This window comes from Ruminococcus sp. zg-924 (genome assembly GCF_024433635.1).
Taxonomy (GTDB): Bacteria; Bacillota; Clostridia; order Oscillospirales; family Acutalibacteraceae; genus UBA7067.
Genome location: NZ_WNJZ01000026.1, coordinates 1 through 16,667, shown reverse-complemented (window position 1 = coordinate 16,667; position 16,667 = coordinate 1). Strand labels below are relative to the sequence as shown.

At 38.4% G+C, this 16,667-nt stretch carries 9 protein-coding genes and 1 pseudogene; 8 read left to right on the top strand and 2 right to left on the bottom strand.

Features of this window, described 5'->3' with window-relative positions; translation table 11 throughout:
* Positions 1 to 82: 82 nt before the first annotated feature.
* A complete protein-coding gene (locus GMA13_RS10300) occupies positions 83 to 385 on the bottom strand; it encodes a DUF6809 family protein (RefSeq protein ID WP_255884460.1) in 303 nt (100 codons plus the stop codon).
* A 328-nt stretch (positions 386 to 713) separates the two neighbouring features.
* Here GMA13_RS10300 and GMA13_RS10295 point away from each other — a divergent pair, with 328 nt between their 5' ends.
* The 8 genes and pseudogenes from GMA13_RS10295 (at position 714) to GMA13_RS10265 (ending at position 15,601) form a co-directional block, all read left to right on the top strand.
* Positions 714 to 1,550 carry a tyrosine-type recombinase/integrase gene (locus GMA13_RS10295; RefSeq protein ID WP_255884461.1) on the top strand — a complete coding sequence of 279 codons (837 nt, stop codon included), beginning with the start codon at positions 714 to 716 and terminating at the stop codon, positions 1,548 to 1,550.
* Between the two features lie 367 nt (positions 1,551 to 1,917).
* Positions 1,918 to 5,694 (top strand): cohesin domain-containing protein, encoded by a 3,777-nt coding sequence (locus tag GMA13_RS10290; RefSeq protein WP_255884462.1) that lies wholly within the window; start codon positions 1,918 to 1,920, stop codon positions 5,692 to 5,694.
* A 42-nt stretch (positions 5,695 to 5,736) separates the two neighbouring features.
* Positions 5,737 to 10,407, top strand: coding sequence for an InlB B-repeat-containing protein (locus GMA13_RS10285; protein WP_255884463.1), 4,671 nt, complete (start codon positions 5,737 to 5,739; stop codon positions 10,405 to 10,407).
* Positions 10,408 to 10,567: 160 nt separating this feature from the next.
* Positions 10,568 to 12,028 (top strand): recombinase family protein, encoded by a 1,461-nt coding sequence (locus tag GMA13_RS10280; RefSeq protein WP_255884464.1) that lies wholly within the window; start codon positions 10,568 to 10,570, stop codon positions 12,026 to 12,028.
* A gap of 597 nt (positions 12,029 to 12,625) precedes the next feature.
* On the top strand, positions 12,626 to 13,234 hold the full coding sequence (locus GMA13_RS10275) for a TetR/AcrR family transcriptional regulator (RefSeq protein WP_255884465.1): 609 nt from the start codon (positions 12,626 to 12,628) through the stop codon (positions 13,232 to 13,234).
* Between the two features lie 39 nt (positions 13,235 to 13,273).
* The gene (locus GMA13_RS10270; protein WP_255884466.1) at positions 13,274 to 14,140 is read left to right on the top strand and encodes an alpha/beta fold hydrolase; all 867 of its coding nucleotides are present in this window, start codon (positions 13,274 to 13,276) and stop codon (positions 14,138 to 14,140) included.
* A 97-nt stretch (positions 14,141 to 14,237) separates the two neighbouring features.
* Positions 14,238 to 14,324, top strand: a pseudogene (locus GMA13_RS10680) (cysteine-rich KTR domain-containing protein); the annotation flags it as partial.
* A gap of 170 nt (positions 14,325 to 14,494) precedes the next feature.
* Positions 14,495 to 15,601 (top strand): SLC13 family permease, encoded by a 1,107-nt coding sequence (locus GMA13_RS10265; RefSeq protein WP_255884467.1) that lies wholly within the window; start codon positions 14,495 to 14,497, stop codon positions 15,599 to 15,601.
* 5 nt (positions 15,602 to 15,606) lie between these two features.
* Here the strand turns inward: GMA13_RS10265 and GMA13_RS10260 are convergent, their stop codons facing one another.
* The gene (locus GMA13_RS10260) at positions 15,607 to 16,476 is read right to left on the bottom strand and encodes a LysR family transcriptional regulator (protein ID WP_255884468.1); all 870 of its coding nucleotides are present in this window, start codon (positions 16,474 to 16,476) and stop codon (positions 15,607 to 15,609) included.
* Positions 16,477 to 16,667: the final 191 nt, after the last annotated feature.

Here is a 16,667-nt window from a genome sequence, read left to right as displayed (position 1 = left end):
AGGGGCGGCGAAAGAGGCAAAGGCAATAGGCTTGAACTAAAGTGAAAGCCAGCGTCTTTAGGCGCTGGCCGGTAGCTTGGGCTTATAGCCCTTGTGCAAACCACCCGTTAGACGGGTGGTTTTGATTATTTACTACATCAATGATAATACTTGCACCCAGCCGAAATCCGTTCAGGAATGTCTCTCGCTCACTGATTTCAGAAATCTCACTATTGCAGTCCTTGTATTTTTCGAAGGTTTCTTTCTGCGCCTCAGTTAGGGTTGCCGTAAGCTTTTCTTCGTTTCTGTTGAGCAGTTTCAACAGCTCTTTGACCTCATCATCAAGCTTCGCACTTTTTTCGTGATGGAACAGGTTTCCGTAATATAAATCTTCAAGTGTATTCATTGCTGCACCGCCTTTCAGCAAGCAACAATATCACAGCTGTTTTCAGAAGTCCAGCTAAATAATTGGATTTTATATGGCGTTCTTGTTCCTGAACTGTATAATATCCTATCTTTATGTGTTGACAAATTTTTATATGTATGGTAAACAACATACAATCTTAAGATAGTGAAGTGACCAACTAATATGTTTTATACAGATTTTCTTTACATAATCACAAGCAGAAATTTTATAATATAATTATGACAAAAGGTATTTGCCTAATGATTGAGCAAATGCCTTTTTGTTTTAAGTATAACTCAGAGTAAATTAACGTAGAGGAGAATACAATATGAAGAACAAAAGTTTATCGAAAAAAAGTATGTCTGATTTTCAAAAACATCTTATTCAAGAAGAAAAGAGTAGCATTACCATTGAAAAATATATGCACGATGTCAAAGATTTTTATATTTTCGTTAATAACAGAGTTTTAACAAAGGATATTGTAATAGAATATAAATCACAACTTACAGAAAGGTATGCTGTACGCAGTGTTAATTCAAAGCTTGCATCGCTCAACAGCCTTCTCGCATTTTTAAACAGGGAGGATTGCAAGGTTAAAAGTTTAAAATTACAGCGTGAAATCTATTCAGCAGAGGAAAGAGAACTGACAAAATCAGAATATCTCAGATTACTGCAAGCCGCAAAGAATAATCCAAGATTGCATTTGATAATTGAAACAATCTGCGGTACGGGAATAAGAGTGTCTGAACTTAGATATTTTACCGTTGAGGGTGTGCAGAATGGAACTATTTCAGTTCGTTGCAAAGGTAAAACACGCAATATTCTTGTTCCAAGTAAGCTCCGAAAATTATTGCTCAGATATGCAAAGCTAAACAAAATAGTTAAAGGAATTATTTTTAGAACCAGAAACGGAAAGCCTGTCAATAGAAGTAATATTTGGTCTGAAATGAAAAAACTATGTAAAGCAGCAAATGTAAATCCGCAAAAGGTGTTTCCTCATAATCTGCGTAAGCTGTTTGCACGAACATTTTATGGCATAGAAAAGGATATAGCAAAACTTGCAGATATTCTTGGTCATAGCAGTATTGATACAACGAGAATATATATTATGTCAACAGGCACTGAACACCGCAGAAGAATAGACAGGCTTGGATTGGTCGTCTGAAATAAAAATACCACATAATTCTGATTATGTGGTAAAGAAAAAAGCATATTCAATTTGCTTATATTTATTCATTACATATTATACCATATTTTTTGCCGTTTTCAAGTGCATTTTAGCTGATTCTGTAAATTATTTCACGATTATTTTTAAAGGTTATATTATAATTCGTTTTAAAACATAACAACATCACCCTTAATTATATTTATTTTTAAAATAAAATGAAGGGTGTATTTCTAATGCAAATTTTTAAACAGGTAAAGCTGAACAATACCTGTTTTTTATTTTACTTTAATAATTATTACAACATAATCAGAATTATGTTGTAAAACTATATTCAAATTGTTTGAGTTAGTAGGAGGTTATTACTATGAACAAGAAAATTATTGCAATTGTGGTTTCAGTTGTTCTTGTTGTTGGTTTAGTGGCAGGAATTGCATTGCCGCTGAACAACACAAGTAAACCTGTTTCTTCAACGGTGAGTAACGGCTTATCCGCTTATGAGTTAGCTGTTGAATACGGTTATGAAGGAACGGTACAGGAATGGATTGATTCTCTTTCAGGAAAATCTGCATATGAAATTGCAAAGGACAATGGATATTCCGGTTCTGAAGAAGAATGGCTCAATTCATTAAAAGCAACAACTGAAAAAGAAACTGCCGGAATTAAAACAGCAGCTTTCTCATCTCAGGGCGACTTGTTGCTTACATTAACAGATGATACTGTTATTAATGTCGGCAAAGCAGTCGGTACTGATGGGTCAAACGGAAGTAACGGTGCTAACGGCACAAATGGCAAAGATGGTGCTGATGGAAAAGATGGCGTAGACGGCAAGAATGGAGTAGATGGCAAAAACGGCGTAGACGGCAAAGATGGCGCAGACGGCAAAGATGGCGCAGACGGCAAGAACGGCGTAGACGGCAAAGACGGCGCAGATGGCAAGAATGGTGCAGACGGCAAACCGGGCGAAAATGGAAAAGATGGAGTCAGCGTCACATCTGCGAATATCAATGACTCAGGTCAGCTTATTTTAAACTTTTCTGACGGTAAAAGTGTAAATCTGGATAAGGTTGTCGGCACTAACGGTACAGACGGTGTTAGCGTTACCAGCACAGAGATTAATTCAGAGGGTGAATTGGTACTTGGATTTTCAAATGGTCAGTACAGCAATGTAGGTGCCGTAAAAGGTGCAGACGGTAAAGATGGCATTGACGGTAAAGATGGCATTGACGGTAAAGATGGCGTAGACGGTAAAGATGGCATTGATGGTAAAGATGGTGTAGACGGTAAAGATGGCGCAGACGGCAAGGATGGTACAAGCATCACATCTACATCTATAAATGAAAACGGAGAATTGATAATTACTCTCTCTGACAACACAACCCAAAACCTTGGCGTAATTGTTGGCTCCGATGGAAAAGACGGAGTAAACGGTACAGATGGTAAAGACGGTGCAGACGGCAAAGACGGAGTAAGCATAACTGCTTCTGAAATCAATTCAAATGGCGAGTTGGTTATTACCTTTTCTAACGGTCAGAGATCCAACCTGGGCAAGGTCGTAGGTGCCGACGGCAAAGATGGTGTTGATGGTAAAGACGGTGTTGACGGCAAGGATGGTGCTAATGGTAAAGATGGCGTTGACGGTACAAACGGTGCCGACGGTAAGGACGGTATCAGCATTACAAAATCTGAAATAAATTCAAAAGGAGAGCTTATCTTAACCTATTCAAATGGTCTTGTAGATAATCTTGGCGTGATTGTCGGTGCAGACGGAAAAGACGGCATTGACGGCAAAGATGGTGCTGATGGCAAAGACGGTGTTGACGGTAAAGATGGCGTAGATGGAACAAATGGTATTGACGGAAAAGACGGAGTTGGTATCCAAGACATCACCATAAGCGCAAGTAATGAACTTGAAATTACTTTAACAAACGGTACATCGCTGAATCTTGGCAGTATCAAGGGTGCCGACGGTGAGGACGGTTCTGATGGTGCAGATGGTAAGGATGGCAACGGCATTGCTTCTACAACAATCAACGAAAATGGAGAACTAGTTATAAATTACACCGATAAAACTTCCGTTAATCTCGGCAAAGTGACAGGTGCTGACGGTAAAGATGGTTCAGACGGTAAGGATGGTGTTGATGGTAAAGACGGTGTAAGCATCACAAAATCCGAAATAAACACTTCAGGTGAACTTGTAATCACCTATTCAAACGGAACATCCGCAAATCTCGGTAAAATAATATACAGCGGCAGCGGAGATGTTGTTATTGACGGCAAGGACGGAAGAGGAATAACCGATACAGTTATCAATAGCCTCGGCGAACTTGTAATTACATATTCCGACGGAACATCAACAAACCTCGGAAAAATTGTCGGTAGTAACGGTAAAGATGGTGTTGACGGTACAAACGGCAAGGATGGCGCAGACGGTACTGACGGAAAAGACGGTATCGGTGTTGCAAAGTCAGAAATTAACAGTAACGGCGAGCTCGTTATTAGTTATACCGATGGAAAGACTGAAAATCTTGGAAAGGTTGTTGGCTCAAACGGTGCTGATGGCAAAGATGGTAAAGACGGTACTAATGGCATCGACGGTAAAGATGGTAAAGACGGTATTGATGGAATCAACGGCAAAGATGGTAAAGACGGCGCAGACGGAAAAGATGGCATAGGAATTTCAAATGCATCAATTAATAATGAAGGAGAGTTAGTCCTTACTTTTTCTGATTCATCTGTAATTAACCTTGGTTCTATTGTAGGAAAAGACGGCAAAGATGGTAAAGACGGTAAGGATGGTACTGACGGTGTTGGTATTGACAGCGTTACAATTTCTGCCGATGGTGAACTTGTTGTTGTTTTAACAAATGGAACAAGCTTGAATCTTGGTAATATTAAAGGCGCTGATGGCCTTGGCATTTCAAAATCCGAAATCAACGCTGCCGGAGAGCTTGTGCTGACCTATACTAACGGAACTTCTACAAATCTTGGAAAGGTCGTAGGTACAAACGGTAAAGATGGAACCAACGGCGTTGGCATCAAAAATGTCACTATCTCTGCAGAGGGAATCCTTACTGTTGAGTTAACCAATGATACCTCAATCAATTTGGGTAATATTAAGGGCGCTGACGGTCTTGGTATTGCAAAATCCGAGATCAATAAAGATGGTGAATTGGTACTTACATATTCGGATGCCTCTGTAGTCAACCTCGGCAAGGTCGTTGGCAAAGACGGCAAGAACGGAAGCAACGGAAACGATGGTGTTGGAATACAGAATGTTTCTGTAACCAATTCCGGTGAATTGATTATCTCTATGTCTAACAATCAGGTCTTTAACCTTGGTAATATAAAGGGCGAAAAAGGCGACAAGGGTGACAAAGGTGACAAAGGAGATAAGGGTAATAATGGCGAACAAGGCGTCAGCGTTGTCAGAGTTTACGTAAACGACGCTATGCACCTAATCACTGTTATGTCTGACGGCACGGAGATTGACGCGGGATATGTTGGTGTGGAGGTTACGCCTGATCCCACCACAAATCCGACGCCTGTTACACACACCGTGACTTTTAAGGATTACAACGGTACTGTACTAAAAACCGAGAAGGTTAAAGACGGCGGCGCAGCAACAGCGCCAAGTGATCCTCAAAGAGATGGTTATACATTCATTGGATGGGATAAGGCTTTCGATTATATAAAAGCTGACCTTGTTGTAACTGCACAGTATGAAAAAATCACTGACCCTACAATTATAGTAAGTAATACATCGGCAAATCCGGGCGAAGAAGTTACTGTAACAGTTTCTGTTATGAATAACCCAGGTATTCTTGGTATGACTTTAAAACTGGATTATGACGAGAGTGCATTAACTCTTACAAACGTTAAAAAGGGCAGTGCATTGAGCGAAATGACTTTTACTACTCCCAAAAATTTGCACTCCGGATGTAAATTCCCTTGGGATGCAGAAGAGGTTCTCCCTGGAGAAGCAACAAACGGAACAATGCTGACACTCACATTCAAGGTATTGGATTCTGCTGCTGCCGGAAAATATGATGTTTTGTTTTCTTACGATAGCGGTGCAATTATCGACAATGATATGATGCCGATATCTGTTGATATCAAAAATGGTTCTGTAACAGTAAAATGATATTTTAAAACACCTAAATATTTAATGAAAGGATAAGTGAATATGAAGAAAACCAAACAAATTCTCAGCTATATACTGATAGCGGTAATGATGCTGTCATCCTTGCCAATCAGTGTTTTTGCCGAGAGCATCGGACTCTCAACAGATGCAGTAATATCTGTTGAAAGTGCTAACGCTATGCCGGGTTCCACTGTGAATGTGGATCTAAAAATTGCAAATAACCCCGGAATTCTCGGTATGACATTATCACTCAAATATGATGAACAATATGCCACATTAACATCCGTACAAAACGGTGATGCTTTAAGTGCAATGACATTCACTACACCTAAGAAACTCCATAGTGGTGTTAAACTGCCATGGGATGCTGAAAATGTGAAACCTGAAGATATTAAGGACGGTGTGATTGCCACTTTAAGCTTCAAAATTGCAGAAAAGGCTCCTGAGGACGAAATGATTGACATCAGCCTCTCGTACGATCAGGGTGCTATCATCAATAATAATATGGAAGCACTTAACGTCAATCTTCAAGCAGGATATATTAAAGTTATCAATTACACACCGGGCGACTTAAACGATGACGGTATTGTCAATACTACCGATGTTGTTTTGTTGAGAAGATATATAGCCGGCGGTTATGGTGTTGTAATCAACGAAGCTGCCGCCGATGTTAATGATGACGGTATTCTAAACACAACCGATGTTGTTTCTATCCGCAGATATATTGCGGGCGGATATGGAGTTGTATTAAAGCCGTCCAGTCCGAAATGTGAACATACAATGAATGCTGTGGCATATAAAGCGGCTACATGTACAGAAGACGGAAATATTGCATACTGGCATTGCTCAAAATGCGACAAATATTTTAGAGATGCAAAAGGAACAACAGTAATTATACTTAAAGATACTGTAATTGCGGCAACAGGACATAAGGTAGTAACCGATCCGGCTATTGAACCATCATTTACAAGCACAGGATTAACAGAGGGTTCACATTGCACTGTATGTAATACAGTTATCAAAAAGCAGGAAGTAATTCCTAAACTTGAAAAAAATGAGTATGCTATTACATATCACATTGATAATAATGATAATTATCTTAAGCAACAAAAAATTGATAATGATAACCCAAGCACTTATTCATCAGATGAGAATATAGTACTTCAAGATTTAATGGTTGAAGGATATAATTTTAAGGGTTGGTACACAGCGCAGACAGGCGGCACTAAGGTTACGGAAATTTCGGCAGGCAGCAAGGGTAATAAGGTGCTTTATGCTCAGTGGGAAAAGGTTGAATATACAGTAACATTTGATTCCCCTGATGTACCTGTATCGGAAATTAAATACACAGTAGATAAGGGTGCTACGCTTGTAAGTCCTTCTTGGTTTGGATATACTTTTGTTGGTTGGTCAAATGACAACGGCTTTATTATAGATAGTATTAAACCAGGCACTACAGGGGCAATTACGCTGCATGCGAATTGGACTTCAAATCGTAATAAAGCAACGAGCTATAGTACTTATGGAGAACCTATTATTATAGAAGATGATGTTAAGGGGCAATTTTTGTTCTGTTACGATATAGGCAAGATTGAAAATGTACCTCTTTCACAAATTGAGTATATAGGAAATACTCAAGAACTGAAAATTGATAATAATTATGAAATAACTAACCATATTACTTCGGATAAAGCTGAATCGATTGCAAATACAATAGCTAATACAACTACTAAAACTTCAGGTTGGGTTCTTTCAGAGGAATGGAACAAAATATATGAAAACGGCAGCGAATACGAAGATACGAAAATAAAGTCACAACAAAGAACGGATGCTGAAGGAAATGTTGTAGGTGGAAAGTACTTTGTCAGCAATAGTTCAGGAGGTTCATCATTTGTAAGTAATGAATCAGGCGGTTCAAATTCATCTTCTTCAAAAGTTACAACTGAAAAATCTAAAGGTATAAACGGTTCTTATGATACTTCAACAGGCACTTATGTTGACGGAAAACTGGGCATTTCAAATTCAACCGAAGTTAGCGCAGGTGTTTCGTTACCCGTAAAGGTTGTAGATGTGAGTGCTGGCATTAAGAACACAACTACTGTAAGTGCGGAAGTTGCAGCTGGCAGAAAAGACAACACAGCTGTTCATCTTGACGGTTCAGCTTCAAGTTATACAGGAACGGTAAATACCAGTGGTTCATCTTCATATTATAAGAGCGTTGCTAATAACTCGAGTACTTGGAACTCTACAACAAGCAAAGAGAAAAGCTATGAATCAAGCAGGAGTACAGAAATAACATCAGCTCTTTCACAGCAGATCTCTAAAAAGACAAGCTACAATGTTACCGATTCCTTAGGCGGTTCTAACAGTAAAACCGAATCCGTTGCAGGAACAGATAGCAGGCAGGACGAGTATTCAACAACTTTAAAATACTCAGAGGGAAATTCTACAACCACTACTAAGCATATAACTTTTTCTTCTGACAGACCGGGCTATTACAGACTTGTTACGGCAGGAACTGTTCATGTATTCGGTGTAGTCGGATATGATGTCGCAACTGCCTCATATTATACATATACTTTTAATGTGCTTGATGACGAAAGACACGAATATTTGGATTATTCAAAGGATAACGCTAATTTTAACGACTGTGAAAATGGCATAGTTTCATTTGAAATTCCTTATGAAGTAAATGAATATATCGTAGGCGTAACAGGAAAAACCGCAGGGCTTGAATTCGACCTTAACGGCACCGTTACTGATTTTGAAGAAAAAGAAGGCTTTGACGGAACTGTTACAATACCTCAATACTATTCCGTTAATAACGGTGATGGTACTTATTCCGCTTATAAAACAGAACGCTTTAACGCAAATGTATTCAAAGGTAATACAAACATCAAAACGGTAGTATTACCGACATATGTAACGGAAATTCCAGACGGCGCTTTTGAAGGATGTACTAATCTTGAAAGGGTTATCGCTTACGGTGTAACTAAGATAGGCAACAACGCATTTAAGGGTTGTACATCACTTGAAAAATTCTCAATAGATAATTTAATAACTTCATTGGGCACAAACGCATTTGAAAACGCACCTGAGATTGCGGTGATGGCAGCAAACTCCGATGTTGCGGACGCTGCAATAAACTCAGGGGCAAAGAGCATTTCTTTAAACATTTCCGAAATGAAAGGTTCATTTGACAATAAGTTGATTACCGTTGACAATACAAAAGAATATTTTGCACTTATGAGCAACGGTTCAACTTATAGCAATCTCCAAATTGATTCAAAGGCAAAGAAAACCTTCATCAGCAATATTAAGTTCACAGAGAATTCTGACACACCTTTAAAAATAGATTCAGCCAAGGTTACTCTTAACAGAGTAACGGTTGAAAACGCTCCGGGTTTTGCACTTATTCTTCCTGCTGATAATACCGAGCTTAACTTGTTTGCAACAGTAGATTTGAGCACAAAGGGCGAAAACGCAGTAATAAGCAAAAATGTGACACTAAACAAGGCAGACCCTGAGGTTGCAGGCAAGCTGAAGCTTAAAGGCAATTATCTTGTTTGCGGCGAGGTCGGCAATTCTAAAATGTTGGAATTCACAAGCGGAGAACTTATAAAAATCAGCGAAGATGAATTTAATACTTATCTTACATCAAGCATAGTCAGCTTTGATCCAAATGGCGGCGAATTATCAGAAACATCAAAGCCCGTTTACTACGGTCAGACATACGGTGATTTGCCTGTTCCGACCAAAGCAAATTACACATTTGATGGTTGGTATACCGCCGAAACCGATGGCACAAAAATCACCGAAAGCTCCGTTGTAAATGCTCTTGCTAATCAGACCCTGTATGCACATTGGAGTCCTAAAGAATTTACCATCACCTTTGATGCAAACGGAGGCACTGTATCTCAAACAAGTAAAACAGTTGCTTACGCAAGTGAATACGGTGAATTGCCGACTCCAACAAGAGATTACTATACATTTATCGGTTGGTATGATAAAGCGGAGATTTCAGAAAATGACACAGCTTTTACAGCTGATACAGTTGCCGAATCCTCAAATGATGTTACTTTGTATGCTCAGTGGAGACTCAATGAGCCTTCCGAATATGTTTTGGCATCTGAACTTCCCGAAGGTGCTCAGATTGTTAATCAAAAATGGACATATACATTAAGAGAGTATACAACTAATGGAGCTTCTTCACTTTCCGGCTGGACAAAGTATGATACCAAACGCACAAGCTGGGGAGCTACACAAGGTCCGGTTTATTCTAATCCTGCTAACGGTGCAAGAAATGTTTGGTCAGAATCATATGTAACTTCAAGTAATTACAAAACCGTATATCATTATTACAGATATGCAGTTAATCGTGAAGGTGGATATGGTAGCTATGCACAATCTTCGTCATATCCTAATTATTATGAATATGATTTTGATTCTCCTCTAGAATATTATGGCGATGTTTACGGACATGCGGGATATAAATGGTGGTATAGTAGTTCTCATTATGTAACGCTGTATCAAAGGTCTCCTTTTACAACTCAAGAGTGGGTGTCAAATAATTATGGAACTCGTTGGTATTATCAAGAACCTGTATACACCTACTATTATTACAGAGATTTAGACAAAGAAGCAGCAACCAACCCTACCGGACAAAGCAATGTATCAAATGTTCAGGAGTGGGTTCAGTATAGAATTAAATAATCTATAAGATTTAAAGTTAAATCATCAATGACTTTCAATTGCAAGAGGTATGGGAGCAAACTCTCATACCTCTTGTTTTATCATAATAACGCTTAAAAATGATTTTACAAATGTAAATATCTATGCTATACTACAAGTCAAATTATGGTGGGGTGATAAAATGAACGGCGTTATATATGCACGATATTCAAGTGACAATCAGCGTGAAGAGTCTATTGACGGGCAGTTGAGAGAGTGCAAGGCTTTTGCTGTAAAAAACGATATACAAATTGTTGGTACATATATTGACAGAGCTTTATCTGCTAAAACTGATAATCGTCCAGATTTTCAGCGTATGATTAAGGACAGCGAGAAACGTACTTTTGATGTTATTATTGTATGGAAGCTTGACCGTTTTGCTCGCAATCGCTATGATTCAGCCCATTACAAAGCAATTCTCAAGCGAAATGATGTGCGTGTTGTTTCTGCTACCGAGGCTATCTCACAAGGCGCAGAAGGTATCATCCTAGAGTCTGTATTGGAGGGTATGGCTGAGTATTATTCAGCTGAGTTATCGGAAAAGGTTATCCGTGGGCAGACAGAAAACGCTTATAAATGTAAATTCAACGGCGGAACAATTCCTTTCGGATATATCATTGACAAAGAAAATAATTTCCAACTCAATCCTGAAACTGCACCGTTTGTTTTATCGGCATATCAGATGTATGATGATGGAAAAACAATGAGTGAAATTGCGGAGGATTTCAACAGCAAAGGTTTGAGGAACACAAGAGGAACGAAATTCAACATTAACGCAATTTCAAAAATTCTCAGAAACAGAAGATATATTGGCGAATACAAATACAGGGACATAACAATTCCTGATGGAATTCCTGCGATTGTTTCTAATGATTTGTTTGAGCGAATCCAGAAACAGATGCAGAAGAATAAAAAAGCTCCTGCCAGATATAAAGCAGAAGCAGACTATATTCTTACAACAAAGTTGTATTGCGGAAAATGTATGTCCTTTATGGTCGGAGAAAGCGGTACAAGCCGTAACTCAACAACCTATCGTTACTATAAATGCATTGATGCAAAACGGAATAAAGGTTGCGATAAGAAAGCTGTTAAGAAAGACTGGATAGAAGATTTAGTTATCAATCAGATTATCAAGGTTTTGTGGGATGATGAGCTTATTTGCAGCCTTGCAGATATGGTTATAGATTTGCAGAGCAAAGAAAATACCACCTTGCCTTTACTCAAAAAGCAACTGTCGGAAACAGAAAAATCAATAAACAACATGCTTGATGCGATTCAGCAGGGAATTATAACTTCATCTACTAAGAAACGACTTGAAGATTTGGAAAATCAAAAGAAAGAAATTGAAATCAGCATAGCTCAGGAAAGTATTAAGAAGCCAATGCTCACTAAAGAGCAAGTGGTATTCTGGTTTGAGCGACTTCGTAAAATTGATATTACCGATATAAAGCATCGCAAAAGATTAGTCGACAGCTTTGTAAACTCCATAATTTTGCACGATAACAGAATAGAATTCTATTTTAATTACCAAAAAGGAGCTAATACACTTTCAATAAGTGAGTTAGAAAAAAGTTCGGATTTGCTTAACTCACCTCCACCATAATGGTTGTGCAAAAAAGATATAACCGCAAAAAAGTCCGATTTTATCGGGCTTTTTTTGTTATATCCCCCGTGATTTTTAAAGACATAACCTTATACTAAACTCAAATAATAAATAGACAATCTTTGCGGTTTGATTTCTGCAATACTGCGTTGTCGTCCTTGCAAGGCGCCAGCCTTGCGGCGTCCTCCGCCTTGTCTTGCGAAAATCATCCTCGCAAATCTATGTCCACTTTTTATCTGATATTAGTATCAGAGTCGATTTTATAGCAATATAAGTTCGGCTCTTTTTTATTTGGCAATCATTTTAATTTTAAATTAGAACGGTTGCCTTTTTCTATTTTAAAAGGAAAGGAAAATTGAAATGTATTTTACTGACACAGCTGAACTGAGAAAGTTTGAAAGAGAAATGAAGCAAAAAGCAATAGCTTCAAGTCCTGAACGGAAACCGCCTATAGCTATCTATTTATTGCTATAGGCTATTTACTATAACTGCAACTTTTTTCTAAACTGCACATCTGAAGACTTGACAAAAGAGAACACTCCGAATATAATATAAATCAGTTTACAGTAAATGAGTTTATAGTATGGAGGTAAAAGTATGCCAAGTAGTCCCAAAATCCCCAAAGAATTGATTTTGGAGCATGCTCTCAAAATACTAATTCGTGAAGGATATTCCGCCTTAAACATAAAGGCATTAGCAAAAGAAATAGGTTGCTCTACACAACCAATTTCATGGCATTTCGGAAATATGGAGGGGCTTCGCAAAGCCTTAGCGGAATATGCCTTAAATTATGCAAACAGCAAAATGCGTCCTACTGCTGAAAATGCGATAGCCGCTTTTGAACAGGTTGGAATCGCTTTTATCCATATTGCCGCCACCGAGCCTAATCTTTTTCGTTTCCTTTATCTTGAGGGATATAGCGGCTTTCCGTTAGACAATTTTGATGCGATAATTGCGGACGAGGATAATGCTGTGCTAATCAAAAGAATTTCAAAGAACTTAGCTATTTCAGAGGAAAGTGCAGGGCGATACCTGCAAAACACCATTATTTACACATATGGTATTACTACCCTTGCTGCAACAGGCGTTATCAATGCGTCAGAGAAAGAAATGATGCAATTTGTAAATCGTGCCTCTGATGCCTTTCTTGTGCAGGAAGGTATTCCCCTCGAAAAAATACCTTTCGGGGAGGAAAAGCAACAGTGAAAGCCGGACAATGATACATAAGAAAGGGGAATGAAGAGAATGGAATGTGGAATCAATTTTCGGAGTCCTAAAAATCAGGCAGAATATTTTGAGGCGTATGAGAAGACGATGCAGCTATTTTGCATAGAGGTACAGGAAGAATATGTGAATACCGAATTTGGAAAAAGCTATGTCATCAAGGCCGGGAATATAAACAATCCACCACTCGTACTACTTCATGCAGCCAGTTGTGGTTCGCCAATTTGGTATAAGAATTTTGATCAGCTGAGTAAATCATACAGACTTTATGCGATTGATTTGATTGGCGAAACTTCAAAAAGTCTTATGAAAAAGAAAATGAAAAATCCCGAAGATAATGCAAAATGGCTCGATCAAACCATAGAAGGATTAGGATTAGATAATGTTAATTTGTGCGGACTTTCCATCGGCGGTTGGAATGCCGCAAACTATGCAGCAAGATATCCCAAAAGAGTAAATAAGCTTGTATTAATTAGTCCTGTTCAGACCTTTGCAAAGATGTATAGCTCTTATTTCTTTAAAATTATGAAAATGGGGTTTCATCCAACCAGAGAGAATGTTGAAAGCTATATTGGCTGGGGAAGTGAAAAGGAAGGCAAGCTTCCTGATAGTATTATTACACAATTTACATTGTCTGTTATGAATATGAACTCAAATGCCAGCTTCCCAAAGTGGCTTAATGAGAAACAACTCAAATCCATTGATATGCCTGTGCTGGTTCTATTTGGTGAAAACGAATTTGCTTTTGATATTAAAAAGGCAGAAAGGCGTGCAAGAAAATGCATTCAGCATTTGGAGATGGAAATTGTAAAGGATGCGTCACATCTAATTCCGGTAAGTAAGCCTGAATACATAAATAATAGGATTATGGGATTCTTGGAGGACTAAAATACAAGTGACAAAAAATACAGAAAACTCGGTATTTTGAGAGGTAATTGATTATGAATAAGGAATGGTCAGAGCTTAATAAAGCCATGCAAACGCAGAGTTAAAAAATTTTCCCCTCTACTGTCCGAAGTGCAAGCAGGAAATCACTATTATTTTCCAAATGCAAACTTCGCAGGCACTATAATTATCGGACGAGGTTGAAAAATAATTACTGTTTTTCGGAAGCCGCCAATAAATTTGGTAAAATTGTTTTGAATATTGTAAAGTAACGAAGTTGCACGGAAATTCTAAATTCGTTGGTTCAAAACTAAATATTCTATTATGATAGTAACGTTAGAATAATCAGAGGGAATTATGAAGGTTTTATCATTTATAAAAAATGAAGCTGTAATGCTTGTGTCACTGCTGCTGGCTGTAATATCAATGTTTTTTGTTGCGCCAAGTCCAAATTATATTAACTATATTGACTTTCGCACATTAACATTATTGTTTTGTCTTATGACAGTAATGGCAGGATTTAACCAAATGGGTTTGTTTAAAATAATGGCTGAAAAACTGCTCGGCAGAGCAAAACAACTTAGAGTTGTAATTATCATCTTAGTGCTGCTCTGCTTTTTCAGCTCAATGATAATCACAAATGATGTTGCGCTTATCACCTTTGTGCCGTTCACAATAGTAACTTTAAAGCTTGCAGAGCAAAGCCGAAAGCTTATATTTACCGTAACGTTGGAAACAGTAGCGGCAAATCTGGGCAGTATGCTTACGCCTATTGGTAATCCGCAAAATCTGTATCTGTTCTCGGCATATGATATGTCTGTAACCGAATTTTTCGAAACTATTTTTCCGTATGCGCTTTTATCTCTTATAATGCTTATTGCATTTGCACTGTTTTCGGGAAAATACAGTTTGAATTTGGCAGGTAACAGAGAAATAAAAAAGCCCGATACAAAGCTAATGGTAATATATTTGTTCCTGTTTGTATTATCATTGCTTGGTGTATTCAGGGCTTTGAATTACATATTTTTGCTTATTATAGTTGTAACTGCTGTTTTACTGTTTGACAGAAAGTCCCTTTTAAAGGTTGATTACAGTCTTATTCTGACCTTTGTATTTCTTTTTGTCTTCATTGGGAATCTTGGGAACATTCCAAGCGTAAGTAAATGGCTGGGCAATATGGTAAACGGAAACGAAGTGGTGGCAGGCGTACTTACAAGTCAGGTCTTTTCAAATGTTCCTGCCGCAGTACTGTTGTCCGGATTTACTCAAAATGCAAATTCACTGTTAATAGGAGTGAATTTAGGCGGACTCGGCACGTTGATAGCTTCAATGGCAAGCCTTATATCCTTTAAATTTATTCAAAAAGAAAATACAGACACCGCAAAATATCTGCTTGTTTTTACTGTTGTGAATATTATATTTTTAGCGTTAAATTTGGCGTTGTGGTTGTTGATGAGTAGATAGACCAATTAAATATTGCTCAATGTTTTAATAAATTTCTCCGCCGCTTTTGATTGCGGTTGATATTTCTTCCAAACCAGCACCATGCCGACCGTTTGTTTTGGTGAAAGCGGACGGAAACACAATTCAGTACCTTCAGTATTAATGAGCTTATCCAGCGTCAGAACATAACCCATACGTTCCCGTGCCATTATGGAAGCATTAAAAGCAAGGTTATATGTCGCTATAATATTGAGTTCGGAGGCTGATTTTTCAAACCACCGCATAAACTGTGAAACGTTCAGTATTTGTCTTGATAAAATCAGCGGTTTGTCCCACAAATCTTGGGCTTTAATTGTTTTCTTTTCTGCAAGAGGGGAATCCTTACGCATTAAAACTCCCCAGGTGTCGGTGTACGGTAGGGGCAGGTACTCGTATTTTGCTTGATCAATTTCGCCTAATAGCAAACAAAAATCGAATAACCCCTTATCAAGGCGGTCAGTCAAGTCGACCGTATCGCCGCTTATAATATGAAAATGGATACCGTTGTACTGCTTTTGCAGTTGATGTGCCACTCTTACAATATTGTGTACAGCATCCGTTTCGCCTGCACCGATATATATATCACCGACTATCGTTTGGTCGGTGTTTTTCATTTCTGTTTCGGTGCGATGGGCAAGCGTTACAATTTCCTCTGCTTTTTTGCGAAAATACACGCCGTCATCCGTAAGGGTCACCTTGCGGTTGCCACGAATAAAAAGCTGTTTGCCGAATTCATTTTCTAAATCCTTTAGCTGTCGAGAGAGCGTCGGCTGTGTTAAATGTAAAAAGTCAGCTGCCGCTGAGATGCTCTGTTCACGGGCAACGGCTAAAAAATATTCTAAAACACGAAGCTCCATAATATCACCCTCCATTTGCCGGTAGTATATCATTTTAAGATATGCCTGTCAAGCATATCTAAGTATTAATGGGTTTACCCAGTTCAACGCCGTGCGTTGAACAAACAACCACCCGCTATGCGGGTGTGCATAAAAAGTTATACAAAAAAATCACCAATCGATATACAATAAGATTGTTCAAGTCTATTGTA